At 64.2% G+C, this 23,855-nt stretch carries 22 protein-coding genes; 11 read left to right on the forward strand and 11 right to left on the reverse strand.

Going from position 1 to position 23,855, the window contains the following annotated elements; translation table 11 throughout:
• Positions 1-29: 29 nt before the first annotated feature.
• The 5 genes from LB547_RS01660 to LB547_RS01680 all read right to left on the reverse strand — a co-directional run bounded on the left by LB547_RS01660 (position 30) and on the right by LB547_RS01680 (position 4,747).
• The gene (locus tag LB547_RS01660) at positions 30-1,058 is read right to left on the reverse strand and encodes a zinc-binding dehydrogenase (RefSeq protein WP_140521074.1); all 1,029 of its coding nucleotides are present in this window, start codon (positions 1,056-1,058) and stop codon (positions 30-32) included.
• A 37-nt stretch (positions 1,059-1,095) separates the two neighbouring features.
• A complete protein-coding gene (locus LB547_RS01665; protein WP_140762746.1) occupies positions 1,096-2,367 on the reverse strand; it encodes a beta-ketoacyl-ACP synthase in 1,272 nt (423 codons plus the stop codon).
• 41 nt (positions 2,368-2,408) lie between these two features.
• Positions 2,409-3,596, reverse strand: coding sequence for a beta-ketoacyl-ACP synthase (locus LB547_RS01670; protein ID WP_140495697.1), 1,188 nt, complete (start codon positions 3,594-3,596; stop codon positions 2,409-2,411).
• A 17-nt stretch (positions 3,597-3,613) separates the two neighbouring features.
• Complete coding sequence (locus tag LB547_RS01675) at positions 3,614-3,895, reverse strand: acyl carrier protein (protein ID WP_010909964.1); 282 nt, start codon at positions 3,893-3,895, stop codon at positions 3,614-3,616.
• Positions 3,896-4,198: 303 nt separating this feature from the next.
• A complete protein-coding gene (locus tag LB547_RS01680; protein ID WP_140517227.1) occupies positions 4,199-4,747 on the reverse strand; it encodes a histidine phosphatase family protein in 549 nt (182 codons plus the stop codon).
• A 263-nt stretch (positions 4,748-5,010) separates the two neighbouring features.
• On the opposite strand from LB547_RS01680, the gene LB547_RS01685 reads away from it, so the two are divergent.
• From LB547_RS01685 to LB547_RS01695, 3 genes are all read left to right on the forward strand, one after another.
• Positions 5,011-5,961: an AEC family transporter gene (locus LB547_RS01685; protein ID WP_140521072.1), complete on the forward strand. Its 951-nt coding sequence runs from the start codon at positions 5,011-5,013 to the stop codon at positions 5,959-5,961.
• A gap of 227 nt (positions 5,962-6,188) precedes the next feature.
• Positions 6,189-7,646: an NAD-dependent succinate-semialdehyde dehydrogenase gene (locus tag LB547_RS01690; RefSeq protein ID WP_140555081.1), complete on the forward strand. Its 1,458-nt coding sequence runs from the start codon at positions 6,189-6,191 to the stop codon at positions 7,644-7,646.
• 85 nt (positions 7,647-7,731) lie between these two features.
• Positions 7,732-8,754 carry an aldose epimerase family protein gene (locus LB547_RS01695; protein WP_140762749.1) on the forward strand — a complete coding sequence of 341 codons (1,023 nt, stop codon included), beginning with the start codon at positions 7,732-7,734 and terminating at the stop codon, positions 8,752-8,754.
• A 3-nt stretch (positions 8,755-8,757) separates the two neighbouring features.
• Here the strand turns inward: LB547_RS01695 and LB547_RS01700 are convergent, their stop codons facing one another.
• Complete coding sequence (locus LB547_RS01700; RefSeq protein ID WP_140495702.1) at positions 8,758-9,678, reverse strand: sugar kinase; 921 nt, start codon at positions 9,676-9,678, stop codon at positions 8,758-8,760.
• Between the two features lie 151 nt (positions 9,679-9,829).
• On the opposite strand from LB547_RS01700, the gene LB547_RS01705 reads away from it, so the two are divergent.
• Both LB547_RS01705 and LB547_RS01710 read left to right on the forward strand, forming a co-directional pair.
• On the forward strand, positions 9,830-10,279 hold the full coding sequence (locus LB547_RS01705) for a FixH family protein (RefSeq protein ID WP_140495703.1): 450 nt from the start codon (positions 9,830-9,832) through the stop codon (positions 10,277-10,279).
• A gap of 7 nt (positions 10,280-10,286) precedes the next feature.
• Positions 10,287-11,486: a cytochrome-c peroxidase gene (locus LB547_RS01710; RefSeq protein WP_140517218.1), complete on the forward strand. Its 1,200-nt coding sequence runs from the start codon at positions 10,287-10,289 to the stop codon at positions 11,484-11,486.
• 1 nt (position 11,487) lies between these two features.
• Here the strand turns inward: LB547_RS01710 and LB547_RS01715 are convergent, their stop codons facing one another.
• On the reverse strand, positions 11,488-11,940 hold the full coding sequence (locus LB547_RS01715; protein WP_140517216.1) for an Lrp/AsnC family transcriptional regulator: 453 nt from the start codon (positions 11,938-11,940) through the stop codon (positions 11,488-11,490).
• 165 nt (positions 11,941-12,105) lie between these two features.
• On the opposite strand from LB547_RS01715, the gene putA reads away from it, so the two are divergent.
• On the forward strand, positions 12,106-15,717 hold the full coding sequence (gene putA, locus LB547_RS01720) for a bifunctional proline dehydrogenase/L-glutamate gamma-semialdehyde dehydrogenase PutA (protein WP_140762752.1): 3,612 nt from the start codon (positions 12,106-12,108) through the stop codon (positions 15,715-15,717).
• 28 nt (positions 15,718-15,745) lie between these two features.
• Here the strand turns inward: putA and LB547_RS01725 are convergent, their stop codons facing one another.
• The 3 genes from LB547_RS01725 to LB547_RS01735 form a co-directional block, all read right to left on the reverse strand.
• Complete coding sequence (locus tag LB547_RS01725) at positions 15,746-16,060, reverse strand: antibiotic biosynthesis monooxygenase family protein (RefSeq protein WP_023763446.1); 315 nt, start codon at positions 16,058-16,060, stop codon at positions 15,746-15,748.
• Between the two features lie 107 nt (positions 16,061-16,167).
• Positions 16,168-16,611 carry a hypothetical protein gene (locus LB547_RS01730; protein WP_140559647.1) on the reverse strand — a complete coding sequence of 148 codons (444 nt, stop codon included), beginning with the start codon at positions 16,609-16,611 and terminating at the stop codon, positions 16,168-16,170.
• 2 nt (positions 16,612-16,613) lie between these two features.
• Positions 16,614-18,803, reverse strand: a complete 2,190-nt coding sequence (locus tag LB547_RS01735; protein ID WP_140762755.1) for a TonB-dependent hemoglobin/transferrin/lactoferrin family receptor — start codon at positions 18,801-18,803, stop codon at positions 16,614-16,616.
• A 202-nt stretch (positions 18,804-19,005) separates the two neighbouring features.
• Here LB547_RS01735 and hemP point away from each other — a divergent pair, with 202 nt between their 5' ends.
• Genes hemP through LB547_RS01760 form a run of 5 tightly spaced genes read left to right on the forward strand, consistent with a single transcriptional unit; the run spans position 19,006 to position 23,115 of the window.
• Complete coding sequence (gene hemP, locus LB547_RS01740) at positions 19,006-19,212, forward strand: hemin uptake protein HemP (RefSeq protein WP_140555090.1); 207 nt, start codon at positions 19,006-19,008, stop codon at positions 19,210-19,212.
• A gap of 18 nt (positions 19,213-19,230) precedes the next feature.
• Positions 19,231-20,292, forward strand: coding sequence for a hemin-degrading factor (locus LB547_RS01745; protein ID WP_140517206.1), 1,062 nt, complete (start codon positions 19,231-19,233; stop codon positions 20,290-20,292).
• A 10-nt stretch (positions 20,293-20,302) separates the two neighbouring features.
• On the forward strand, positions 20,303-21,211 hold the full coding sequence (locus LB547_RS01750) for a heme/hemin ABC transporter substrate-binding protein (protein ID WP_140564118.1): 909 nt from the start codon (positions 20,303-20,305) through the stop codon (positions 21,209-21,211).
• 5 nt (positions 21,212-21,216) lie between these two features.
• The gene (locus tag LB547_RS01755; RefSeq protein ID WP_140685881.1) at positions 21,217-22,317 is read left to right on the forward strand and encodes a FecCD family ABC transporter permease; all 1,101 of its coding nucleotides are present in this window, start codon (positions 21,217-21,219) and stop codon (positions 22,315-22,317) included.
• 9 nt (positions 22,318-22,326) lie between these two features.
• Positions 22,327-23,115 carry a heme ABC transporter ATP-binding protein gene (locus LB547_RS01760; RefSeq protein WP_140762758.1) on the forward strand — a complete coding sequence of 263 codons (789 nt, stop codon included), beginning with the start codon at positions 22,327-22,329 and terminating at the stop codon, positions 23,113-23,115.
• 60 nt (positions 23,116-23,175) lie between these two features.
• Here the strand turns inward: LB547_RS01760 and rirA are convergent, their stop codons facing one another.
• The gene (gene rirA / locus LB547_RS01765) at positions 23,176-23,637 is read right to left on the reverse strand and encodes an iron-responsive transcriptional regulator RirA (RefSeq protein ID WP_140495713.1); all 462 of its coding nucleotides are present in this window, start codon (positions 23,635-23,637) and stop codon (positions 23,176-23,178) included.
• Positions 23,638-23,855 lie beyond the last annotated feature (218 nt).

Here is a 23,855-nt window from a genome sequence, read left to right on the forward strand (position 1 = left end):
CGAAGCTTCTTCAACACAGAAGTCAGGGCCTAGACGACGCGTAGGATGATCTTGCCAAAGACGTCGCGGCCTTCCATGCGCTTCAGCGCGGCGTCGATGTCGTCGAAGCCGACTTCGGTATCGATGACGGGTGCGACCTGTCCCGCCGCCATCTTCTGCATGGCGTTAGCCATGTTCTCCATGCGGCAGCCGAAGGAGCCGAGCAGCTTCAACTGCTGCTGGAAGAGCTGCATCAGATTGACCTGCGCCGACACGCCGGACGTCGAGCCGCAGGTGACGAGTCGGCCACCGCGCTTCAGGCACAGCATCGAGCCGGCAAAAGTGTCGGCGCCGACATGTTCGAAGACGACGTCGACGCCCTTCTTCTTGGTCAGCTTGCGCACGACGCCCTCGAACCGGTCGTCACGGTAGTTGATGACATGATCGGCGCCGAGCGCCTTGGCCTTGTCTATCTTGTCGTTCGAGCCGACCGTGGTGATGACCGTGCAGCCCATCCGCTTCGCCAGCTGGATGGCGGCCGAGCCGATGCCGGATCCGCCGGCATGGACTAGGATCGTCTCGCCGGGCTCGAGCCTGGCATTGTCGAACAGCATGTGTTCGACGGTGCCGAAAGTGACGGGGGCGACAGCCGCGCCGATCTCGCTCACGCCTGGAGGGACGGGGACCAGCAGGCGCGCCGGCAGGTTGATCTTCTCCTGCGCGAAGCCGTCGAGGTGGAAGCCATGAACGCCCGAGACGTGTTCGCAAAGATTGTCGCGGCCTTCGCGGCAGGCACGGCAAAGGCCGCAGGTGCGCGCGCCGTAGATCGAGACCAACTGTCCCGGCAGCAGGCCGGAAACGCCGGGACCGACGGTCTCGACCTCGCCGGAGGCTTCCGCGCCGACGACCAGCGGCAGCTTGCGCTTGGCGAAAGCCATGCCGCGCCAGCCCCAGACGTCAATGTGGTTCAGCGCCACTGCCTTGATGCGCAGCGTCACCTCGCCGAGCGCGGGCGGCGGCGGGGGCGGCAGGTCCACCGTTTCAAGACGGCGGTCCTCGATAAGTTGCAGTGCGCGCATGGAGCCTGTCGGTTCTGTTCTAGCGGAAGTGGCTCGCTTAGACCGGTTCCCGCGCCATGACAAGGCAAGTGTTCTGGCCGCCAAAGCCGAAGGAGTTCGAAAGCACGGTGCCAACCTGCGCATTGCGCTTCTTGTTGGGCACGACATCGAGCACGATCGCCGGATCGGGATTGTCGTAGTTGATGGTCGGCGGAATGACGCCTTCGCGCATTGTCATCAGGGAAAATGCCGCTTCCACCGCGCCGGCGGCGGACAGCGTATGGCCGATCATCGACTTGTTGGACGAGATCGGCATCGAGCCGATCCGTTCGCCGAACACCGTCGACAGCGACAGGTGCTCCATCTTGTCATTTTCCGGCGTCGAGGTGCCGTGCGCGTTGACATAGTCGATCTCGTCCTCGCCCAGGCCGGCATCGGCGAGGGCGGCGCGCACCGCCGCGATCGCCGGCGAACCATCCGGCTTGGAGCGGGTGCGGTGGAAATCGTCCGCCTTTTCGCCGCAGCCGCGCAGAATGCCCAGAACGCTCGCTCCACGGGCGAGCGCTGCCTCCAGCGATTCCAGCACCAGAGCGCCGGAACCTTCGGCCAGCACGAAGCCGTCGCGGTCCTTGGAGAAGGGCTTGGAAGCCTTTTCCGGGATGTCGTTGTGGGTCGAAAGCGCCGACAGCAGCGAAAAACGGATCAGCGCCTCGGCGGTCGCCGAGCCGTCCGCGCCGATCGACAGCGCCCGGTCGCATTCGCCTCTGCGGATTGCCTCGACCCCAAGCTGGATGGCCGTGGCGCCGGAGGCGCAAGCGGTCGACAGCGTGATCGGCAGGCCGCGCGTGCCGAAACGGTCGGCGAGCCGGTCGGCGATCGACCCGAACTGCGTGGTCTCGAAAGTATCGAGCTCCTTCAGGCCGCGCGCCACCCGAAGCAGCCTTTCGGCACCGCCGTCGTGCTTGTCGGAATTATAGAGCGCGAACCGCTCATGCCAGTCGAGTTCGACCGGCGGCGAGGCCAGAAACAGCGGTCCGCCGAAGTCGCTGGAATTGAGGCCGGCTTCGGCAACGGCTTCCTGCGCGGCCGTCTCCGCCAGTTCGTATGTGAGGGGGCTGGCGCCCTTCGAGCTCGACGCAAGGAAATCGACCATGCCGGAAATGCGGGTGTTGAGGTGGTCGACAGGGAAGCGGGTGATCGGGTGGATGCCCGATCTGCCCGAGGTCAGCGCCGTCCAGTTGTCTGATTTGCCGGCTCCAAGGGAAGTAACCACGCCGATGCCTGTGACGGCAACGATCGGCCTGCCCATGTGATCTCTGAGATTGGCCATCCGGAAGCCCTAACCTTTGTCGTTGTATGTGGCTGGCCGCTCTATGCGGCGTTGACCAGCGCCATGCCCTCGAATTGGTGGTAGCCGATCGCCGTTGCAAGGACGCTTCTTGGAATGCCTTCGAACGGTTTCTCGGCAGCGGCATCGAAAACGGGGTAGGCGGCCTTACGGTCGACGGCGAGCGCCGCCAGCGCCACGGCGAAGGGAAACTGCGCTTCCTTCATGTGGCCGGTCAGCGTCGCGAAGCCACGCGCCGCGATCGCGGGATTGGCGTCGAATGCCGACTTCTCGGCGGAGGTAGCCGCGTGAGCGCCTGAGGCGCCAGACATGGTCAGCAAGCCGCCATTCGGCACGGCGGTCTTCTTGAGCAGCGCGGCGATCTCGGAATCGAGCTCGCCCTGCCGCCGCCTGGCACGGCCGGAGACGACCGGGCCGAGCTCGGCATAGATCTTGCGCCCCCGGCTTGCCGCGTGTTCGCGCTGCTCCAGCACCAGGAAAGCGCCGCCGGATCCCGACACCACGCCGCCACCTTCGGCGCCTTGCCGCTGCCAGACGGGCTTCCAGGCGCCGCGATGCAGGTAGCCGGCAAGCTCATAGCCGAGCAACATATCGGAATGTTCGGTCTGGAAGGCGCCGCCCACCAGTATATGCGTCGACTGGCCGGAACGAATGCGCGCGGCAGCCGTCTCGACGGCGGCTACGCCGGCGCCTTCCTCGCCCATGAAGGTCCTGGACGATCCCGTCACCTTGTGGACGATGGAGATGTTGCCGGCGAGCAGATTGGAAAGCTGTGCCAGGAACAGGGTGGGGCGCAGTTCGGTGGTGAGCTTCTCGTTGAGCAGCACGTCACGGTCGTTGCGGCTTTCCGAGGCGGCCAGGATGGCGGCATCGACCGCTTCGTCGCGCTCGCCGCCGCCGGCGGCCACGACCATGTCCATGGTCGTGCAGAGCTCGTCATTGCCCTTGATGCCGGCATCGTCCAGCGCAAGACCCGCGGCATAGGTGCCGAGCCTCTGCCAGGTTTCCATCTGGCGCTGGTCGCCGCGCTTGGCGATCTGCAGGTTCCAGTCGATCTCCGGCAGCGGATGGACGGTGTAGGGCGCGAAACGCTCGGCTTCGAGCACCGGCTTCTGATCCGGCTGAGTGAGCTTGCGCCAGTGTTCATCCGGGCCCTCTCCCAACGAGGAGACAAGGCCAATGCCGGTGATGACGACGTCGCGGGGGCTCATGGATGATCGGGTACGGATCAGGCGGTCTTGGCGGCGACCAGTGCGTCGATCTTGGCGCACAGGTTCTTCATGACAAAGTAATCGTCCGTCGAGGCCTTGCCGTCATTGACTTCCTGGGTCCACTTTTCCAGCGGCACCTTGATGCCGAATTCCTTGTCGATGGCGAAGACGATGTCGAGGAAATCGAGGCTGTCGATGCCGAGATCGTCGATCGTGTGGCTCTCGGGCGTGATGGTGTCGATATCGATCTCGCTGGTGTCGGCAATGATCTTGGCGACTTTGTCGAACGTGGTGGACAAGGGCTTTTCCTTCGGTTGCGGGCGGAATCTGTCCGCATCTTGTTTGGGCGCTGTCTAATCGGTTTTTCCCGGCAGGAAAAGGCCTGATACGCCGGGCGCAGATGGGTAGCGTGCCCAAGAAACGCAAGACGGGCCGCCGGTCAACCCGGCGCCCCCTCCATGGCTGGCGACCGCGGATGATGTTGGCCTCATTGTCGCGGCCCTAGCGCGGCATCTTTTTTGGGTGGTATTTTGGCAACATTACCTCTGTCGCAAGTCCTCATCGACGCGTGGCTGCTCGCGGATGCGCCGGTCGGCCCCGATTTAGAACGTAACCCGGCCGAGCACACGCAGACCGTCGCCCTGCGGCTCGACGACAACGGCTTCGCCCTCGCGCGGCGAGACGCCGGTCAACGCAGCGATATTTTCCAGATGAGTGACCATGACCAGGTTGTCAGAGCCGGAATAGGCGCGGATTTCCTTCATGATCGCGGCGATCTGGGCCGCCTTTTGCGCCGCGTCGCCCTTCAGCAGGTCGAGCGGCGCGAAAGGCTCCGGCTCGGTCTCGAAGGCGATGCGCGCGGTGTCGAGGCAGCGGCAATAGCGGCTGGACAGCACGCGCTCGATCGGCGCGGCGCGGGCGGCAAGCAAGGCGCCGATCTTGCTCGACTGCTGCTTGCCGCGTGCGGACAGATTGACCTGGGTGGCGCAGCTGTCGATATCAAAATTGGCGGGATCGGTGGTGCCGGTGACCATGGCATGGCGCAAAAGCACGACATGGCCGCCATCGCGCAGCAGCGCCCAGCCGGCATCCGTCGCATGCGCTGCAGCCGGAACGCCAAACAGGAACAACGCCAAGGCAAATCGGATCATCGTAATCCTTCCAGAAGCCGGGTACCGGCCACCCGCATATAGGGATCGGAAAGCAGGTACAAAGACAAGCGAAAGGCCTGCGGTCTCCGCGGTCTCACTTCTCCTTCGTCATCCGCTGCTTCACCAGATCGGTCTTCCGGTCGTGAGCGGGATGGGAAAAGTCCAGCCGTCTTCGGCGATGCCCCGCTTGGCAGAACAAATTCGGGGTCGAAGAAATTCGGGCGCGATTGCACCGCGACCTTGGCTCGCCTATCCCTGGAAAAATGTCTCCGCTTACCGAAACCGTCCTTTTCGTCTTCAGCCTCGTGGCGCTCGGCTACCTCGCCGGGTTCACCGGTTATATGAAGCCGGCGAGCGGCGAGGGGATATCCGATTTCGCGGTCAGCGTTGCGATGCCGCTGCTGTTGTTCCAGACGATGGTGAATGCCGATTTCCACGGGGTGGCACCGTGGTCGCTATGGGGGGCCTATTTCGCGGCGGTGGCAATCACCTGGGCCGCCGGCCATGTCGTTACCACGCGGATATTCGGACGCGACGCACGCGCGGGTGTCGTCGGCGGGGTGTCGTCGGCCTATTCCAATGTTGTCCTGCTCGGCGCGCCGTTCATTCTCGGCATATTCGGGCGGGATGGATTCGAGGTGCTGTCGCTTCTGGTTTCCGTGCATCTGCCTGTCATGATGATGGCTTCGATCGTGCTGTTCGAGATGTTCGGCCGCGGCGGCGGCGAGCATGTGCATCCCGTGCGCGTCGTCCGGAATTTCCTGAGGCGGCTGTTCATCAATCCGCTGATCATCGGCATTCTTTTGGGTCTCGCATGGCGCTTCAGCGGCATCCCGCTGCCCGAACTGGTCATGCGGCTGGTGGACGCGCTGGCCGGCACCGCCGGGCCGGTGGCGCTGTTCGCCATGGGGCTCAGCCTGCGCCGCTTCGGCATATCAGGCAATGTCCGCCCGGCGCTGGCGCTATCAACGCTGAAGCTGTTCCTGATGCCGGCGCTGGTTCTGATCTTCGTCTGGTTGCTCGGCCTGCCGCCCTTGACCGCCAAGGTAGCGGTCGTGGTGGCGGCGCTGCCATCCGGCATCAATTCCTATCTCATTGCCGTGCAGTTCAACACAGGCCAGGCGCTGGCTTCGAACCAGATGACCATCGCGACCGCGAGCGCGGTCGTCACCACTGCTTTCTGGCTCGCGGTGAGCGTGCACGTGTTCGGCTGACATGAATAAGACCGGGGTCTGAGCCGCTCGGCGTGAATCCGGTGACGCGATGTCTCAGCGGTGAAATCAAACCTCGGCTCTCGCCTTGCACTGGCATAACCCCTATATGCCATCTTGCGATTGCTTGCGGGGCTTTCCCTAGGATAAGAGCAATGGCCCCAGCGCCGATGCGCTAATCGAAGACATCCAGATAGCGGCCCGTCAGTGCGCCGAACGGAGGCTAGACCATGCTTCAGAAAACCAGCCATTTCATGCGCCAGGCCAATCTCATCAACGGCGAATGGGTGCAGGCCGACAGCGGCCAGACGGTCGACGTCACCAATCCGGCAACCGGCCTCAAGATCGGCACCGTGCCCAAGGCAGGCAAGGTCGAGACCCGCCGCGCCATCGAAGCCGCCGACGAAGCTTTCAAGACCTGGCGCAAGACCACCGCGCTCGAGCGCTCGAAGCTGCTGCGCAAGCTGCACGATGCCATGATGGACAATCAGGACGTTCTGGCGGAGCTCCTGACCATTGAACAGGGCAAGTCGCTGTTCGAATCGAAGGGCGAGATCGGCTCGGCCGCCTCCTACATCCTGTGGTTCGCCGAGGAGGGCCGCCGCACCTATGGCGATGTCGTGCCGTCGCCATGGGCGGACCGCCGCATCCTGGTCACCAAGGAACCGGTCGGCGTCATCGCCGCCATCACGCCGTGGAATTTCCCGTCCTCGATGCTGGCCCGCAAGCTCGGCCCGGCACTCGCCGCGGGTTGCACCGCCGTGGTCAAGCCCGCCTCGCAGACGCCTTACTCCGGTCTCGCCTGGGGCGCGCTGGCCGAGGAAGTCGGCTTCCCCAAGGGCGTAATCAACATCCTGACCGGTGCGGCCGGCGAAATTGGCGATGAGATCTGCGCCAATCCGCTGGTCAAGAAGATCACTTTTACCGGCTCGACCGAGGTCGGCAAGATCCTGATCCAGAAGTCGTCCGTCACCGTGAAGAAGGTGTCGATGGAGCTCGGCGGCAATGCGCCGTTCATCGTCTTCGACGACGCCGACATCGACCGCGCCGTCGCCGGTGCGATCACGGCCAAGTACCGCAATTCGGGCCAGACCTGCGTCTGTACTAACCGCTTCCTTGTCCAGGCCGGCGTCTATGACCGGTTCGTCGAGAAACTGGCGGCCGCCAGCGACAAGCTGAAGGTCGGCTCCGGGCTGGAGGAGGGCGTGCAGCAGGGACCGCTGATCGACGAGAAAGCGGTGGAGAAGGTCGAGGAACTGATCGCCGACGCGACTTCGAAGGGCGGCAAGATCGTCGCCGGCGGCAAGCGCCATGCGCTCGGCGGCTCGTTCTTCCAGCCGACCGTCATCGCCGATGCGACGCCCAAGATGCGCTTCATGAAGGAAGAGATATTCGGGCCGGTGGCGCCCGTCTTCAGGTTCGAGACAGAGGAAGAAGCGATTGCGCTTGCCAATGACACCGAATTCGGCCTCGCCTGCTATTTCTACACCGGCGATCTCGGCCGCGCCTTCCGCGTCATGGAAGGGCTGAAATATGGCATGGTCGGCGTCAATGAAGGCCTGATCACCACGCCGGAAGCACCGTTCGGCGGCGTCAAGGAGTCCGGGCTCGGCAAGGAAGGCGGACATCAGGGTATCGAGGATTACCTCGACACCAAATATGTCTGCATCGGCGGCCTCGGCCTCTGATAGACTGTCGCCGGGACAGGCAGGCCTGTGATCTGCCTGTCCCGGCTACGAAACGGGCCGTCTGGATCAACTGACGTTTGCGGGCATGGCAATGAAGGACGGCGAGGTTTTCGGCACCACCCAGGCGGGCGAACCGGTTCGCCGCTTCACGATCAGAGGCGGCGGGCTTAGCGCCAATATCCTCGGGCTCGGCGCGATCATCCAGGACCTGCGCCTAGCCGGCCACGACGCGCCTCTCGTGCTCGGCTATGACAATCTATCATCCTATGAAACCGACACGGCTTTCTTCGGCGCGGTCGTCGGCCGCTATGCCAACCGCATCCGCGACGGCCGTTTCACCATCGCCGGCAAGCGCTACCAGACCGAGCGCAATTTTCTCGACAAGCACACGCTGCATGGAGGCTCGCAAGGCTTTTTCCATCGGCCGTGGACGGTTTCGCTGCACGGGCGGGACTTCGTCACGCTGACGCTGCACGATCCCGACGGCACGATGGGCTTTCCCGGGGCACTCGACGTCACCTGCACCTACCGGCTGAAGATCCCCGGTACGCTCAGCGTTGAAATATCAGCGACGTGCGAGGAGCCGACGCTGTGCAATCTCACGCAGCATTCCTACTTCAACCTCGATGATGGCGGGACGGGCGACATCCTCGATCACCTGATGATGCTCAATGCCGGCGCCTATCTGCCGGTGGATGGCGAAATGATTCCGACGGGCACGGTGAAGCCTGTCGACGGCACGCCCTTCGATTTCCGCCAGGCGCGGCCGCTGCGCATGGAGACCGAAGGCGAGCAGCTTGCCTACGACCAGAATTTCTGCCTCGCCTCGGCGCGTGGGCCGCTCAAGCTGGCGGCGTGGGTGCAAGGAGCGAACTCCGGCGTCGAGATGGAACTGTGGACCACGGAGCCCGGCGTCCAGCTCTATACCGGCCAGTATGTGACGCCGCGCACGGGGCTGGAAGGGCGAAACCACAAAGCTTTCTGCGGTTTCTGCCTGGAGCCGCAAATATGGCCGGACGCGCCGAACCGGCCGTATTTCCCGCAGGCGACGCTGTGGCCGGGTGCGATCTACCATCACGTGACGGAATATCGGTTCCGGCTGCCCTGACCCTCAATCCGTTTCGAATGCCGCACGCAACGTCTCGAATGGCGCCAATGCGCCGCGAACCTGCACCACGCTGGCCGCGACACGGTGCGCGCGCTTTGTAGCCTCCGCAGGGGTGTGTCCGGCGAGACGCGCGGCGAGATAGCCGCCGTTGAAGGAATCGCCCGCGCCCGTGGTGTCGACGGGCGTGGCCACATGGATCGCCTGAACGTCCCGCAGCGTCCCGTTCTCGACGATCAGCGCCGGCTGTTCCCCGTTCTTGACCACGACTTCGCCGACCAGTTGCCCGAGCCGCCCAGCCGTTGCCTGTGGCGCTTCATCGCCGAACAGCATCTGCTCGTCCGGGAAAGTCGGCAATGCGATGTCGGTGACGGCGAGCGCCTCCAGGATCGCGGCTTGCGCCTCCTCGCGATCGCGCCACAGCCGTGGCCGGTAGTTGGGATCGAAGGCGATCAGCGACCCCGCGGATCGCGCCTCGGCCACGGCCGATAGCAACGTGGCGCGCGCAGCGGAGTCCAGAATTCCCAAAGTGATTCCGGAAAAGTAGACAAGCGCCTGCTTTTCAAGGCTTTTTGCCAACGCAGCCGGATTGGAGGCAAGCTGCCTGGCAGCCGCATCGCCGCGCCAATAGGTGAAGGAGCGTTCCGCGCCGGTCAGCGTGATGGCATAGAGGCCGGGCCGCGCCCCCGGGATAACAGGGCTTTCGCCAATGCCGATGCCATTGTCCGCGAAGAAGCCGATCTGGTCTTGCGAGAAAGGATCGTCTCCGAAAGCCGAGACGTAGGTCGCTGGCCTTCCACTCAGCGCATGCAGGGCCCACAGCGTGTTGAACGTATCGCCGGCAAATCCCATGCGCCAGTTCGAACCTGTTTGGCCCGAAAGCTCGATCATGCATTCGCCGATCGAGGCGACACCTTTGCCGATCATGATCCATCCCCTGTTACGATGCTGCTGTAGCTTTTTGGAGAGTAGAGCGCCATGCTTGGCAAGGGCGGTTTTTTCCGTCACCTGCGATTCCAACAGGTTTGGCGGGATGCGATCGGTGCGGCAAAACGTTATCCCCTGAAGAGGAACCGGCTTGGCTTCGATATGGCGTTATCTTTTGGCGGGTCTTGGTCTGGCAGCCTTGCTGGCTGGCATCCTGGCAGTGGTCTATCTGACCGCACCGCGAACCGCGCAGGTTGCCGGCCCGGATATCTCCCGAACCAAAAAGACCGAGAACGGATTGTTCATGGCGAGCTTCGCGCCGGAACGCGGCGTCGTCCGTCAAGGCGAACTGGAAGCCTGGCTGTTGACGTTGAAGACGATAGCCGGGACGCCGGTGGAAGGGGCCGCGATCGCGGTATCGGGAGGCATGCCGCAGCACCGCCACGGCCTGCCGACCAGCCCGCAAGCGACGGACTATCTCGGCGACGGGCGCTATCGCATCGAAGGCGTGAAATTCACCATGAGCGGCTGGTGGCAGCTGCATTTTGCCATCTCCGCGACGGCTGGGTCGGATACGGTCGTCTTCAACGTCGTGCTGTGAGCCGCAGATGAGGCGTCTTGCGCGCTTTTTCGTCTTGATGGCGATGGCCGTCCTTGCCGGCTGCGGCAAGCCGGACTTTTCCGATGCCGAGAAGAAGACCATCGCCTCGCTGGCGCTGTCGAGGCTGCCGGCGCTGAAACCCGACACCACCAACCGGTTCGCCGATGTCCCGGCCGCCGCTGCCCTTGGCTCGACGCTGTTCTTTGACGCCAGCATGAGCCGCGACGGCACGGTGTCCTGCTCGACCTGCCACAAGATCGACAGGCAGTTTCAGGACGGCCTGCCGCAGGCGGTTGGCGTCGGCCGCACGAACCGGCGTACCATGCCGCTCGCCGGCATCGCGCGCGATCCCTGGTTTTTCTGGGACGGACGGCGCGACAGCCTGTGGGCGCAGGCGCTGACGCCGCTGGAGAACCCCCTGGAGCAGGCGGGAAACCGCGCCGCCTATGCGCATTACATCAAGGCGCGCTTCGGCGACCGCTATGAGCGCATCTTCGGCCCGCTGCCCGATCTGTCCGACATACCAGCCAATGCCAGTCCGCTCGGCAGCGATGCCGAGAAGGCTGCATGGCGCGCCATGAGCGACCAGCAGCGTGACGCGATAAACGGGGTGTTCGCCAACATCGGCAAAGCAATCGCTGCCTTCGAACGCTCGATCGAGCCGCCGCAGGCCCGCTTCGACCGGTTCGCGCTGGACCTGGCGACCGGCGCCGAGCCGAAAGGCGACGCCGCCTTCTCCCGGGAGGAAATCCTCGGCCTGAAACTGTTCATCGGCAAGGCCAATTGCGTGACCTGCCACAATGGGCCGCGCTTCACCGACAATGGGTTCCACAACACCGGCGTGCCGCCGGTCAACGGGCTGCCGCCGGATCGCGGCCGCGTCGACGCGGTACGCCAAGTTCAAGCCGACCCGTTCAACTGCTTCGGCGCCTATCGCGATGGCGATGTCGGCGCCTGCGGCGAATTGCGGTTCATGGTCAAGGATGCGCCGGAATTGGTGCGCGCCTACAAGACGCCTTCGCTTCGCGGCGCGGCGACGCGGCCGCCCTACATGCACGCCGGTCAGTTTGCGTCGCTCGACGAGGTGGTGGCGCATTATGCCAAGGCTGCCCCCAGTGTGGAGGGGACATCCGAAATTCATCCGCTGGCGCTGTCGGACCGCGAGCGCGCGGCGCTGGTGGCGTTTTTGAAGACCTTGGCGGAATGAACTATCGATCCTTCACAGTCTCCATCGCCACGAAGGTCGAGGTCTGGGCGACATGGGGCAGGGCGGAGATGCGCTCGCCCAGCACGCGGCGATAGGCGGCGATGTCGCGGGTGCGGACCTTCAGCAGATAATCGAAGCTCGACGCCATCATGTGGCACTGTTCGATCTCCGGAACGGCTTGGACAGAGCGGTTGAAAGCGTCCAGCGCGGCGGACCGGGTGTCGGACAGTTTCACCTGGACGAAGGCGACATGGCCTTCGCCCATGCGCTCGCGATCGATAATCGCCTGGTAGCCCCTGATATAGCCGTCCTTCTCCAGCCGCTTCACCCGCGCCTGCACCGGCGTCTTGGACAGGCCGACCTTGGCGGCGAGCTCCGACATGGAAAGCCTGCCGTCGCTTGCCAGCGCCGACAGGATGTTCCTGTCGATGCGGTCCAATTGGTCTTCCCTCATCGAAAAATGCAGCCTTCTTCGGGTAGTTTGCGGTGATATGATAGATCGATCGAACTGCAATGTCGATTTCTTCAGACCGCCTGAAAATCGGGACTTGTGCTAGCTTGCGCCATTCGGTCCGGTGACCGCCGGCCCGCTCCCTTGTGCTTGCCAGTAGGACCCGCCATGCCAGCGCTCGACGCCATCCGCCAGCAAATCCGCGCCAACTATCTGCCCGACGAGGATCAGGCCGTGAAGCGGCTGGCCGAGGCGAGCGGCCTCTCGGCGGAGGACCGCCGGGCGATCTCTGCTCGTGCCGCCGATCTGGTGCGGGCGGTGCGCGGCTCGTCCGATCCGCGGCTGATGGAGGTTTTCCTGTCCGCCTATGGCCTCTCCACCAAGGAAGGCGTGGCGCTGATGTGCCTGGCCGAGGCGCTGCTGCGCGTGCCCGATACCGAGACGATGGACGACCTGATCGCCGACAAGATCGCGCCGCACGACTGGTCGGCGCATTCGGGCGGCTCGAGCTCCATCTTCGTCAATGCCTCGACCTGGGCGCTGATGCTGACCGGCCGCGTGCTCGACGAAGGCGAGGGCGGCATCGAAGGCACGCTGCGCGCCATGGTGCGCCGGCTGGGCGAGCCCGTCATCCGCAAGGCGGTGGCGGCGGCGATGCGCGAGATGGGCGAGCAGTTTGTGCTCGGCCGCACCATCGCCGAAGCGGTGAAGCGCGGCCGGCCGATGACACAGAAGGGTTATCTCTATTCCTTCGACATGCTGGGCGAGGCAGCCCGCACCGAGGCCGATGCGCTGCGTTACCACAAGGCCTACGCCGACGCCATCTCGTCACTCGATGCCGGTTCAAACGGGCCTGATATCCGCCACAACCACGGCATCTCGGTGAAGCTCTCGGCGCTGCATCCGCGCTACGAGGAAGCGCAGAAGGAAGAGATGCTGCCTGTCATGGCCGAGCGGCTCCTTTCGCTGGCGCTCGCGGCGCGCCATTCGCGCATGGGCCTCAATATCGATGCCGAGGAGGCCGATCGCCTCGACCTCTCGCTCGACGTCATCGAGCGCGTGCTTGCCGAGCCGGAGCTTGCAGGCTGGAACGGCTTTGGCGTCGTCGTCCAGGCCTATGGTCCGCGCGCTGCCTTCGTCATCGACTGGCTCTATGCGCTTGCCACGAAATACGATCGCACCATCATGGTGCGGCTGGTCAAGGGTGCCTATTGGGATACCGAGATCAAGCGGGCGCAGACGCTGGGGCTCGCCGGCTACCCCGTCTTCACCCGCAAGGTCAACACCGACGTTTCTTATCTCGCTTGCGCGAGAAAGCTTTTGTCGATGACCGATCGCATCTATCCGCAATTCGCCACCCACAATGCCCACACTGTCGCCGCCATCCTGTCGATGACGAAGAACCGTGAGAGCTTCGAGTTCCAGCGCCTGCACGGGATGGGCGAGGCGTTGCACGAGACGGTGCGTAAGGCCGAAGGCACGCGCTGCCGCATCTACGCGCCTGTCGGCGCGCATTCCGACCTGCTCGCCTATCTGGTGCGCCGGCTGCTGGAGAACGGCGCCAATTCATCTTTCGTCCACCAACTCACCGACGAGGATGTCGAGCCCGAAGACATCGCGCGCGACCCGCTAGAAGCGGTCGAGAGCCAAGGCCCCGCCGCCAATCCCGCGATCCCCCGGCCTGCCGTCATCTTCGGTGCAAGCCGCCGCAACTCGAAAGGGTTCGACATCACCGATCCGGTGACGTTGGCAGCGATCGACAAGGAGAGGACAGCCTTCGCGGGCCCTAACCGCTGGCACGCCAAGCCTATCACGCGCGCGGCCGGCTATGGCGAGCAACGCCCGGTCGTCAATCCCGCCAGGCCTTCGGAAGTGGTGGGCATGGTCAGCGAAGCCACCGCCAAGCAGGCGGCAACCGCCGTGCGCATCGCCGTCGAAGCGCAGCCAGCCTGGGCAAAGCGTCCGGTTGCCGAGCGCGCGGCCATCCTCAATCGCGCCGCCGATCTCTACGAGGCCAATGCCATCGAATTCTTCGCGCTGGCCACGCGCGAGGCCGGCAAATCGCTGGCCGACGGTGTCGCCGAAGTGCGCGAAGCCGTGGATTTCCTGCGCTACTACGCCACCGAGGCGAGGAATGCCGAGGCGGGCACCGAGGCGCGCGGCGTCATTGTCTGCATCTCGCCGTGGAATTTCCCCCTCGCCATCTTCACCGGCCAGATCGCGGCAGCGCTCGTCACCGGCAATTCGGTGATTGCAAAGCCCGCCGAGCAGACGCCGCTGATCGCCTTCCGGGCCGTCGAAATGCTGCGCGAGGCCGGCGTGCCGGAAGACGTTATCCAGCTTCTGCCGGGCGACGGCCCGTCGGTCGGCGGACCGCTGACATCAGATCCGCGCATTGCCGGCGTCTGCTTCACCGGCTCGACCGACGTCGCCAAGCTGATCGAGAAGCAACTGGCCGAGACAGCCGCGCCCGATGCCATGCTGATCGCCGAGACGGGCGGGCTGAATGCCATGATCGTCGATTCCACCGCGCTGCCCGAGCAGGCGGTGCGCGATATCCTCGCCTCCGCCTTCCAGAGTGCGGGCCAGCGCTGTTCGGCGCTGCGCGTCCTCTATGTGCAGAAGGATGTCGAGAAGAAGATGCTGGAGATGCTGAAGGGCGCCATGGAGGCGCTCAAGGTCGGCGATCCCTGGGCTATCTCGACGGATGTCGGTCCCGTCATCGACGACGAGGCGCAGGGTTCGATCCGCGATTACTGCACGACGATGGGTTTGCAGGGACGGCTGATCGCCAAGCTCGAAGCACCCAGGGATGGCCGCTTCGTCGCGCCGCATGTGTTTCGGGTCAAGGGTATCGAGGAGATGGAGCGCGAAGTGTTCGGGCCGGTGCTCCATGTCGCCAGTTTCGACGCCGATGAGATCGATGCGGTGATCGCCGCCATCAACCGCAAGGGCTACGGCCTGACGTTCGGTCTGCACACCCGCATCGAGGGTCGCGTCCAGCATTTCGTCGACGGGATCCATGCCGGCAACATCTATGTCAACCGCAACCAGATCGGCGCGGTCGTCGGCTCGCAGCCGTTCGGCGGCGAGGGGCTGTCCGGCACCGGGCCCAAAGCCGGCGGACCGCATTATCTCCGGCGCTTTCGCAAGGGACCGGAGGCAGGCACGCCTGTTGGCGACGGCCACAAGGTGACGGCGACCGAACTCGCCGACAATCTGCCCGATCCCGCGCTTGGCGGCTGGTCGACGCGGCCGGACCGCATCGCCATCCTGCGCAAGCACCTGCGAGGCAAAGGTGCCGCGGCGATCGGTGCCGCCGCCGCAATCGATTTCGGCCAGGTCGACCTGCCCGGGCCGACCGGCGAGGCCAATACACTGTCATTGGCGCCGCGCGGCCGGGTGCTGTGCTTGGGACCGGACGGCGACACGCTGCTTGCGCAGACGATCCAGGCGCTCGCCGCCGGCAACGCGGTGCTGGCGGTGGCGCCAGGCGCGCCGGCGGCGCTTTCGGCGCTGACCGGCAAGGGCCTGCCGCTGGCGGCGATCGACGGCCGCCCCGATCCGGTTGAGGCGCGTTCGTTACGCGTCGACGTCGTCGCCTTCTCGGGGACGCCGGAGGCGGCGCGCATCGTGCGCAAGGTGATCGCCGAACGCTCAGGGCCGATCGTGCCGCTGGTCAGCGAAGTGCTCAACCCCGCGGCCTATGCGCATGAGCGGGCCGTCTGCGTCGACACGACCGCGGCGGGCGGCAATGCCAGCCTGCTTGCTGCCACTTAAGGACGCCTTTCCGGCGGGCGAGGTCGTTTCAGGCGCCCTCGACGACCGAAAAACCCTCGAACTGGGGATGGCCGAGATAATGGACCTTCGTCGTGCCGACATTCCTGTGGGCCGCGCGAAAATTCTCCGACTTGGTCCAGGCGACGAAATCGTCGTGGCTTGCCCAGACCGTGTGTGAGGCAAACAGCGTATAGCCTTCGGTCTCGTTGACTGGGCCGCGCAGCAGATGGAACTCCCGGAAGCCCTTCATTTCCGCAAGGCTGGAATCACGGTTTTTCCACACGGCCTCGAAATCGGCTTCCGAGCCGTTCTGCACCTTGAAGCGGTTCATGGCGATGTACATGAAGTTCCTTTCGATTTCCTGGACTGAGACGGGTGGTTCCCGATTGGTACGTTCAGAAAGGCCTGCTTGCGTGCCGCAGGCATGCCGCACGCAGCCCCACGCCGTGCTCAGACCCCGAAGGCGATGCCGGTCTTGGCATCTGTCTTGAGTTTTCGCATGCAGGTGTTCGGCTCGACGCCGGTGCCGACGCATTCGGTCGCGCTGTTGATCAGCACGCGGCTGACCTTGGCGCAGTTGGTGCCAGCGAGATCGAAGCGCGTCACCTTCGTCTTGCCGGCCGGCAGGTCCTTGAAATCGAGCACGGTCAGGCGGTCGACGACGCCGGCGTCGTTGAACAGGGCGATCTCGAACGCCGCCCTGGAAAGGTCGGCGCCGAGATTGTTGGTGACCACGAAGGTCAGGCGGCAGCCCTTTTCGGAGGGTTGCGCGCCATTGAGTTCGAGGGCAAGAGCAGGCGCCGGCGCGGACTCTTGTGCCCACGCCGGAACCGCTGCAAGCGACATCGCCAGCGCCGAGGTCAGCAGACGAAGGGATGCCGTCAAGTTCGTCATCATCATCCTCCAAATCGCATCGTTGCCGCCAGCTTCAGCGTTATGCCCGGTTCATAGACCGCGACCGTGGTGCTACCGTTCAACGGATTGGCGTATTTGACATCGAACAGATTGTCGGCGCGGAAATCAACCTTCAGACTGTCGGTCGCCTGGTAGCTGGCGAAAGCGTTGACCAGCGTATAGTCCTCGGCGATCGGGTTACCCTTGGGCTTGCCATTGTACTGCACCTCGCCGCCGACAGTGAGTTTGTCCTCGAGGAAGCGCAGGCCGAGCTGCGCGGTGACCTGCGCGGACGGTATCGTGGCAAGGTCCGCCCGATCGCCTTCGTAGGATATGGTGTGACCATTGATGATGGAGGCGGAAAGTCCGGCGTAGCCCCATGCTGCATCATAAACGCCTTCCATCTCGAAGCCGTTGATCTTTGCCTTGGCGAAGTTCTGGTACTGGAAGCAGATCGGAATGCCCGGCCCCAAGGGGCAGCCACTGGTCGGATCAAAGGCCGACAGCGTAACGCCGTCAATATAATCGTCGACGTCGTTGTTGAAATAGGCTGCCTTCAGCCGAAACGCGTCGCCGGACTCGAGAACGTCGTTCTGCTTGTAATTGACACCGAATTCGACGGTCTTACCGGTTTCGGGCTTTAAATTGGGATTGGGCAGGAACGGGAAGCTGACACCCGCCGGATGGTTGCCGCTGATCAGGGTTTCGGTCAGCGAAGGCGACCGGTAGCCCTCCGCGTAGGTGCCGTAGAATTGCAGGCCGGCAAGGCCGGCGCTTTCGAAAGGCGAGACGCCGACGGTGACGCGCGGCGACAGGCGGTCGCCCGACGTTTCGTGCGTGTCGTCCTCGAGGCTGTAATTGTCATAGCGCAGCCCGGCAATGACTTCGAGCCAATCCCAGCTGAGCTTGTCCTGGACGTAGGCGCCAGAAACGTTGCGCTTGCCGGAAGGCGTGTAGAAGCTGTCGCCGCCTGCCGTGCCGCCAGTCTCGACGTCGTCATTCACCCAGTCGCCGCCATAGGTCAGTTCATGCGCGAGGCCGCCTGTCTCGAATCGCGACGTGTTCCAGATGTCGATGGCGGCTGTGCCGACATCGAAGGTCGACGTCGAACCTGCCGGCAACATCACGGGAAGGCCGGTGACGGGATCGAAGCGGCGCTGCGGAACATGGCCGGTCAGGTCGAGATTGGTCTTGTTGTAGGAGGTGTTGACGTGGAGGTCGAGCCAGCTCCTGTCTTCGTCCGTGACATTGTAGCGAGCCGTGAAGGTGTTCGATTTCAGGTCGACGTCATTGACCGGCATGCCGCCGCTGATCTCGTTCCAGCCGTCGCTCGAACCGACCCAGCCGAGCTTCAGTTCGCTATTGTCGCTCGGGCGGATCGTGGTCTTTAGCAATCCGCTCAATACGTCGAAGCCGGTGCCCTTGACGGTGTCGCCGTCGCCATCCTTGTAGTCGTCATAGTTGCGGTAGACGATATTGCCCAGCGCATCCAAATTGTCGTTAAAGCGATAGGCGCCGGATGCGCTGGTGGTCCAGCCCTTGCCGTTGCTCTCGTACCGTCCGGTGACGGAACCAGCCCATGTCTCGTCCGGCTTGAGGATGTCCTGGGCGTCCTTGGTGTCGAAGAAGACCACGCCGCCTATCGCGCCCGAGCCATAGGTGTTGGCGACCGGACCACGGATGACGTCGACGGATTTGATAAGCTCGGGGTCAACGTAGAAGGTCGATTGGGTGCCATGGTCGGAACGCTGGAAGTTCTGCCGCGCGCCGTCGACGATGATCGCGACGCGGCCGAAATCCTGCAGGCCGCGGATATTGACGCTGGTGCTGACGCGCCTGGCATCGGCCTGCGCCGCGACGCCGGGCACGCCGAACAGCATTTCGTTCGGCGTCGTCGCCATGCGGCGATCGAGCTGTTCCTGGTCGATATGGCTGGCCGAGGCCAGCAATCGGATGGCCGTTTCTCCGGTGCGGCTGATGACCAGAACCTTGTCGAGCAGCGTTGCGCCCGCTGGCGCCGGCTTTTCCCCCTCAGCCTGCTTCGATTGATCGGCCTGCTCTCCCGCCGCCTGTGCTGATTGCTGAGCGTTGGCAGGTGGCACGAACAAGGCAATCGCCGCCACGCCCGCCAGCAAAGCCGCTGCACCGTTCGGCCCCGACCAGCCGCGCCGTTCCCAAATCGCTAACCCCATGTGCCCCAACTCCAAAGTTTCCAGGTTCGATGCGGGCTGGCCTGGGGCTGGCTGGCATTTGTGATCGTATTCGCGTCTTAAATCTTGACTAATTTAATCCGGTATTGCACTGACTAGTAAACATGATTATTCAAGTCAAGAATGAATCGGATTACGCAAAACGCCTAGCCAGACGCCCGGCACAGGAAAGGAACCGATCCACATGAACACGCACAATCCCAACGACTTCCGCTATCGCATCCGCCGTTCCGACGATGCCTCCGCCCGCTTCGACGGCGTTCCGCTGGCGGTGCGGACGCTGTCGAGCAACACGCTGTTCCAAGGTGAGCACGAGATCGGCATCGAGCATCACGGCGCGCTCTACCGGCTCAAGATCACCCGTCAGGGCAAGCTCATCCTCAACAAGTAAGCGTAAGGCAGCAGGACAATGGACCAGCGCGTAAAACCCACCCCGCACGAAATCCGGCGGGCGCGGACGGATAATCCGAAAACGCGCGAGCGCGATCTGGCCGCACAGCTTGGCATTTCGGAGGCTGAGTTGGTGGCCGCGCATTGCGGCGACGGTGTCGTTCGCGTCGAGCCACGCGTCAACGATCTTCTGACCGGCCTCGAAGCCGTCGGCGAGGTGATGGCGCTCACCCGCAACGAAAGCGCCGTGCATGAAAAGATCGGCGCCTACGACAAGGTCGTCACCGGCAATCACAATGCCATGGTGCTGGGCGAGAACATCGACCTGCGCATTTTCCCGAAAATATGGGCGCACGGCTTTGCCGTGGAAAAACGCGACGGCGACGACATCCGCCGCAGCCTGCAATTCTTCGACGCGGCGGGCGAGGCGGTGCACAAGGTGCATCTGCGGCCGGGGTCAAACCTCTATGCCTATCAGAAACTGGTCGCTTCGCTGGAATCGCCGAACCAGGAGCCACTGGTCGCCATTTCGGGGCCAGCCGCCGAGAACGAAGGCGAGGCGGTGACAACGACCGCGAATCTCGACGATCTGCGCGATCGCTGGAGCCGGCTGACCGACGTGCATCAGTTCTTCGGCATGCTGAAGACGTTGAAGCTCAGCCGCCGCCAGGCGGTGCGCATGGTGGGCCAGGACTATGCATGGCTGCTCGACAATGATGCGGTGAGAGCCATGTTCAATCGTGCCGCCGAGGGCGAGATGCCGATCATGTGCTTTGTGGGAAACCGCGGCTGTATCCAAATCCATTCCGGTCCGGTCAAGTCGATCAAGCCAATGGGGCCATGGATCAATGTGCTGGACGAGACCTTCCATCTGCACCTGCGCACCGACCACATTCATGAGGTCTGGGCCGTGCGCAAGCCGACCAAGGACGGCCATGTTACGTCGCTGGAGGTCTACGACGCCGGCGGCAACATGATCATCCAGTTCTTCGGCAAGCGCCATGAAGGAGAGGGTGAGCGCGACGACTGGCGCTTCCTGGCCGAGAACCTGCCGCGCATTCCAAGCCCGACCGCAGCCTGAGGAAACGATGATGGGTCTTCTCACCGGATTGACGGTTGTGCGCGGATCGATGCTTGGCCCGATGCTCGGTCTTTCCCTTGCCTTCGGCGCACCGCAGCCGGCCAACGCCGGCGACGGTGTCTCCGTCTTCGCCGATCCCACCAGGATCGCGTCCATCGGCGGCTCGATCACCGAGATCGTCTATGCGCTCGGCGAGGAAAAGCATCTTGTGGCGCGCGATTCCACCAGCCGCTATCCGAAAGCAGCTCTCGACCTGCCAGATGTCGGCTACATGCGCCAGCTGTCGCCGGAGGGTGTGCTGTCGGTCAACCCTTCGGGCATGCTGGCGCTGCACGGCAGCGGCCCCAAGGAGGCGCTCGACGTGCTGAAGAAGACGAGCATCCCCTTCATCGAAGTGCCTGACCGGTACGACCGTGAAGGCATCCTCGAAAAGGTCCGCGTGGTCGGCAAGGCGCTCGGCGCCGACGCCAAGGCCGAAGCGCTGGCCAGGGAGATCGATGCCAAGCTGCAGACGGCGGAAAAGCAGACGGCCTCGATCAAGAAGCGCAAGCGCGTGCTGTTCGTGCTGTCGATGCAGGGCGGCAAGATCATGGCGGCCGGCAGCGATACCGCGGCCAACGGCATCATCAAGCTGGCCGGCGGCGTCAACGCGATCGAAGGCTTCTCCGGCTACAAGCAACTGTCAGACGAGGCTGTTGTCACCGCCAGGCCGGACGCGATCCTGATGATGAGCAATGCCGGGCCGCCGGTATCGGACGATGAACTGTTCGGCAACGCGTCGATCGCCTCGACGCCGGCCGGAACCGCGCGCAAGCTGATCCGCATCGACGGCGGCTATCTGCTCGGCTTCGGACCACGCACGGCCGACGCCGTCCACGACCTCGCCGCCGCGCTCTATGGCACGCAGATTACGGACTGAGCGGCATGGTCGACCAGTCGATCGCCGGGCCGGCGGAGAGGAAGATGGCCAGCGACGGTGACCGTTCCGGGCGCGCCCGTCTGGTCATCGCGCTCGCCTGCGTCGTGCTTGCGGCAGCGGTATTGCTGTCGCTGACCTCCGGCGCCTCGGATGCCTCCGCCGTCAAGGTCGTCGGCGACTGGCTGTTCGGCGCAGCGCCTGGCGACGTGGCGATGAGCGCGCGAGATCGCCTCATCGTCTATGACATAAGGCTGCCGCGCGTCGTGCTCGGCGTGCTGATCGGGGCTGCGCTCGCGGTCTCCGGCGCGGTCATGCAGGGGCTGTTCCGCAATCCGCTTGCCGACCCCGGCCTTATCGGTGTTTCGGCGGGCTCCAGCCTCGGCGCGGTGGCCGTCATCGTGCTCGGCACGACCGTGCTGTCGCCGGTGACCGCCTCGTTCGGCGCGCTGACCCTTCCTCTGGCGGCCTTCGGCGGCGGGTTGTCGGTGACGTTGCTGCTCTACAGGGTCGCGACGCGACAGGGCCGCACATCCGTCGCCACCATGCTGCTTGCCGGCCTGGCGCTGGCCGCACTTGCCATGGCGCTGACCGGTATCCTGATCTTCATGGCCGACGACCGGCAACTGCGCGACCTGACCTTCTGGCAACTCGGCTCGCTGGCCGGTGCGACATGGCAGAAGATCGGCTCTGTCGGCCCGGTCATCGTGCTTTCGCTGGCGGCGATGCCGTTCCTGGCTCGCGGCCTTAATGCGCTGGCGCTGGGCGAGGCGACCGCCGGCCATCTCGGCATTCCGGTGCAGCGGCTTAAGTACACGGCCATCGTCGGCGTCTCGGCGGCGGTCGGCGCCTCCGTCGCCGTCAGCGGCGGCATCGGTTTCATCGGCATCGTGGTGCCGCATCTGCTGCGCCTGCTGATCGGCCCCGACAATCGCTATCTGCTGCCGGCCTCGGCGCTGCTCGGCGCCTCGCTGCTGCTTTTGGCCGACGCGGTCGCGCGCACCATCGTGGCGCCCGCCGAACTGCCGATCGGCATCGTCACGGCGATCGCCGGGGCGCCGTTCTTCCTCTGGATCCTGCTGCGCAAGCGCGGCGTCATCGACCTGTAGGGGTGTTTCATGATCGAAGCGCGCGATGTTTCGGTGGCGATCGGCAGGAAAGGCATTGTCGCCGGCGTCGATTTCGAGGTCAGGCCGGGTGAGATTTCGGCCATTGTCGGCCCCAATGGGTCCGGCAAGACGACCTTCCTCAAGGCGCTGTCGGGGGAACTCGCGCATACCGGCCGGATTGCCATCAACGGCCGCGAGCTCTCGACGATAACGCCAGTCGAGGCGGCGACGCTGCGCGCGGTGCTGCCGCAGGCGACGACCTTGTCGTTTCCCTTTACCGTGCGCGAGATTGTCAGGCTCGGCCTTGTCGGAGGCCGCTCGGGTGTGCTGCCGGGCGAGGACGAACGCCTGCCGGAACGGGCGCTGGCGCGTGTCGACCTCGACGGTTTCGCCGGCCGCTTCTATCAGGAGCTTTCCGGCGGCGAGCAGCAGCGCGTTCAACTCGCCCGCGTGCTGTGCCAGGTCTGGGCGCCGGTGCTCGACGGCAAGCCGCGCTATCTGTTCCTGGACGAGCCGGTGTCCAGCCTCGACATCAAGCACCAGCTGATCATCATGAACATTGCTCGCGACTTCGCCAGAAGGGGCGGCGGCGTGGTTGCCATCCTGCACGACCTCAACCTGACGGCGATGTATGCCGACCGGATTTTCGTCATGCACCGCGGCCGGCTTGCCGCCACCGGTTCGCCGCAGGATGTGCTGAGCGACGATCTGATCGAAAGGGTATTCGGTTGCCGCTTAAGGGTTGGAGTCCTGCCAGCCGGCAATATGCCGTTCGTGCTGCCTCAATCAGCGGCCTAGATTCTGGCAGCGGCCTAGATTCTGGACGTTCGCCGCAGGTCCAGCCTGCGGCAAACCGGATCAGGCCGCCGGTGCGCGGCGCTCCAGCAGGTCAATGCCGAGCAGGTTGCGCACGTTCGGACGCGCCGCCACGAGATCGGCGATCGTATAGCGGGCAAGGACCGCGAAGAAGGCGTTGAGCGCCTCGCGCAACGCGGAATTCAGCGCGCAACTGTCGACCAGAGGGCATTCCGCGGCGTCGTTCTCGAAGCACTCGGCCATGGCGAAGCTTTCCTCCGTCACGCGCACGACGTCGAACAGGTTGATCGATTCCGCGGCACGGCCAAGCCTGACGCCGCCATTGCGGCCACGCACCGTCTCGACAAGGCCATTCTCGACCAGTGGCTGGAGGATCTTGAACAGGAAAAGCTCCGACACCGAATAGGCGGCGGCGATCTCGGGGATGCGGCTCAGCCGATCGGTATTGGCCGCGCAATACATCAGGATGCGCATGGCGTAATTGGTCTGGCGGGTAAGTCGCATCTTGTCCTCACAAAGCGCCGGCGAGCTGCGATCACGCCAGATTTTGAACTTTGCTGGTGCGGCTTTGCTCCGAGCTTTCGGATTCGCCACACTGGCCTCGGCGGAATATGGCCTATACCTTGGAATAATTCCAGACTAGCTTCGCCTAATAGCTGAATATTCCCGTCAACTTTGTGTGCGCAAGGCGGCAAGACGCGGGCCGAATCGGCTGTCACGCG

The organism is Mesorhizobium sp. B264B1B (assembly GCF_020165765.1).
In the GTDB taxonomy this organism is placed as follows: Bacteria; Pseudomonadota; Alphaproteobacteria; order Rhizobiales; family Rhizobiaceae; genus Mesorhizobium.

Coding starts and splice junctions, on each gene's coding strand:
- LB547_RS01685 (WP_140521072.1), top strand. CDS start 5,011: ATGTCTCCGCTTACCGAAACCGTCCTTTTCGTCTTCAGCCTCGTGGCG.
- LB547_RS01670 (WP_140495697.1), bottom strand. CDS start 3,596: ATGAGCCCCCGCGACGTCGTCATCACCGGCATTGGCCTTGTCTCCTCG.
- LB547_RS01665 (WP_140762746.1), bottom strand. CDS start 2,367: ATGGCCAATCTCAGAGATCACATGGGCAGGCCGATCGTTGCCGTCACA.
- LB547_RS01745 (WP_140517206.1), top strand. CDS start 19,231: ATGGACCAGCGCGTAAAACCCACCCCGCACGAAATCCGGCGGGCGCGG.
- LB547_RS01660 (WP_140521074.1), bottom strand. CDS start 1,058: ATGCGCGCACTGCAACTTATCGAGGACCGCCGTCTTGAAACGGTGGAC.
- LB547_RS01755 (WP_140685881.1), top strand. CDS start 21,217: ATGGTCGACCAGTCGATCGCCGGGCCGGCGGAGAGGAAGATGGCCAGC.
- LB547_RS01715 (WP_140517216.1), bottom strand. CDS start 11,940: ATGAGGGAAGACCAATTGGACCGCATCGACAGGAACATCCTGTCGGCG.
- LB547_RS01735 (WP_140762755.1), bottom strand. CDS start 18,803: ATGGGGTTAGCGATTTGGGAACGGCGCGGCTGGTCGGGGCCGAACGGT.
- LB547_RS01690 (WP_140555081.1), top strand. CDS start 6,189: ATGCTTCAGAAAACCAGCCATTTCATGCGCCAGGCCAATCTCATCAAC.
- LB547_RS01710 (WP_140517218.1), top strand. CDS start 10,287: ATGAGGCGTCTTGCGCGCTTTTTCGTCTTGATGGCGATGGCCGTCCTT.
- rirA (WP_140495713.1), bottom strand. CDS start 23,637: ATGCGACTTACCCGCCAGACCAATTACGCCATGCGCATCCTGATGTAT.
- LB547_RS01725 (WP_023763446.1), bottom strand. CDS start 16,060: ATGTACATCGCCATGAACCGCTTCAAGGTGCAGAACGGCTCGGAAGCC.
- LB547_RS01750 (WP_140564118.1), top strand. CDS start 20,303: ATGGGTCTTCTCACCGGATTGACGGTTGTGCGCGGATCGATGCTTGGC.
- LB547_RS01760 (WP_140762758.1), top strand. CDS start 22,327: ATGATCGAAGCGCGCGATGTTTCGGTGGCGATCGGCAGGAAAGGCATT.
- putA (WP_140762752.1), top strand. CDS start 12,106: ATGCCAGCGCTCGACGCCATCCGCCAGCAAATCCGCGCCAACTATCTG.
- LB547_RS01730 (WP_140559647.1), bottom strand. CDS start 16,611: ATGACGAACTTGACGGCATCCCTTCGTCTGCTGACCTCGGCGCTGGCG.
- LB547_RS01695 (WP_140762749.1), top strand. CDS start 7,732: ATGGCAATGAAGGACGGCGAGGTTTTCGGCACCACCCAGGCGGGCGAA.
- LB547_RS01680 (WP_140517227.1), bottom strand. CDS start 4,747: ATGATCCGATTTGCCTTGGCGTTGTTCCTGTTTGGCGTTCCGGCTGCA.
- LB547_RS01700 (WP_140495702.1), bottom strand. CDS start 9,678: ATGATCGGCAAAGGTGTCGCCTCGATCGGCGAATGCATGATCGAGCTT.
- hemP (WP_140555090.1), top strand. CDS start 19,006: ATGAACACGCACAATCCCAACGACTTCCGCTATCGCATCCGCCGTTCC.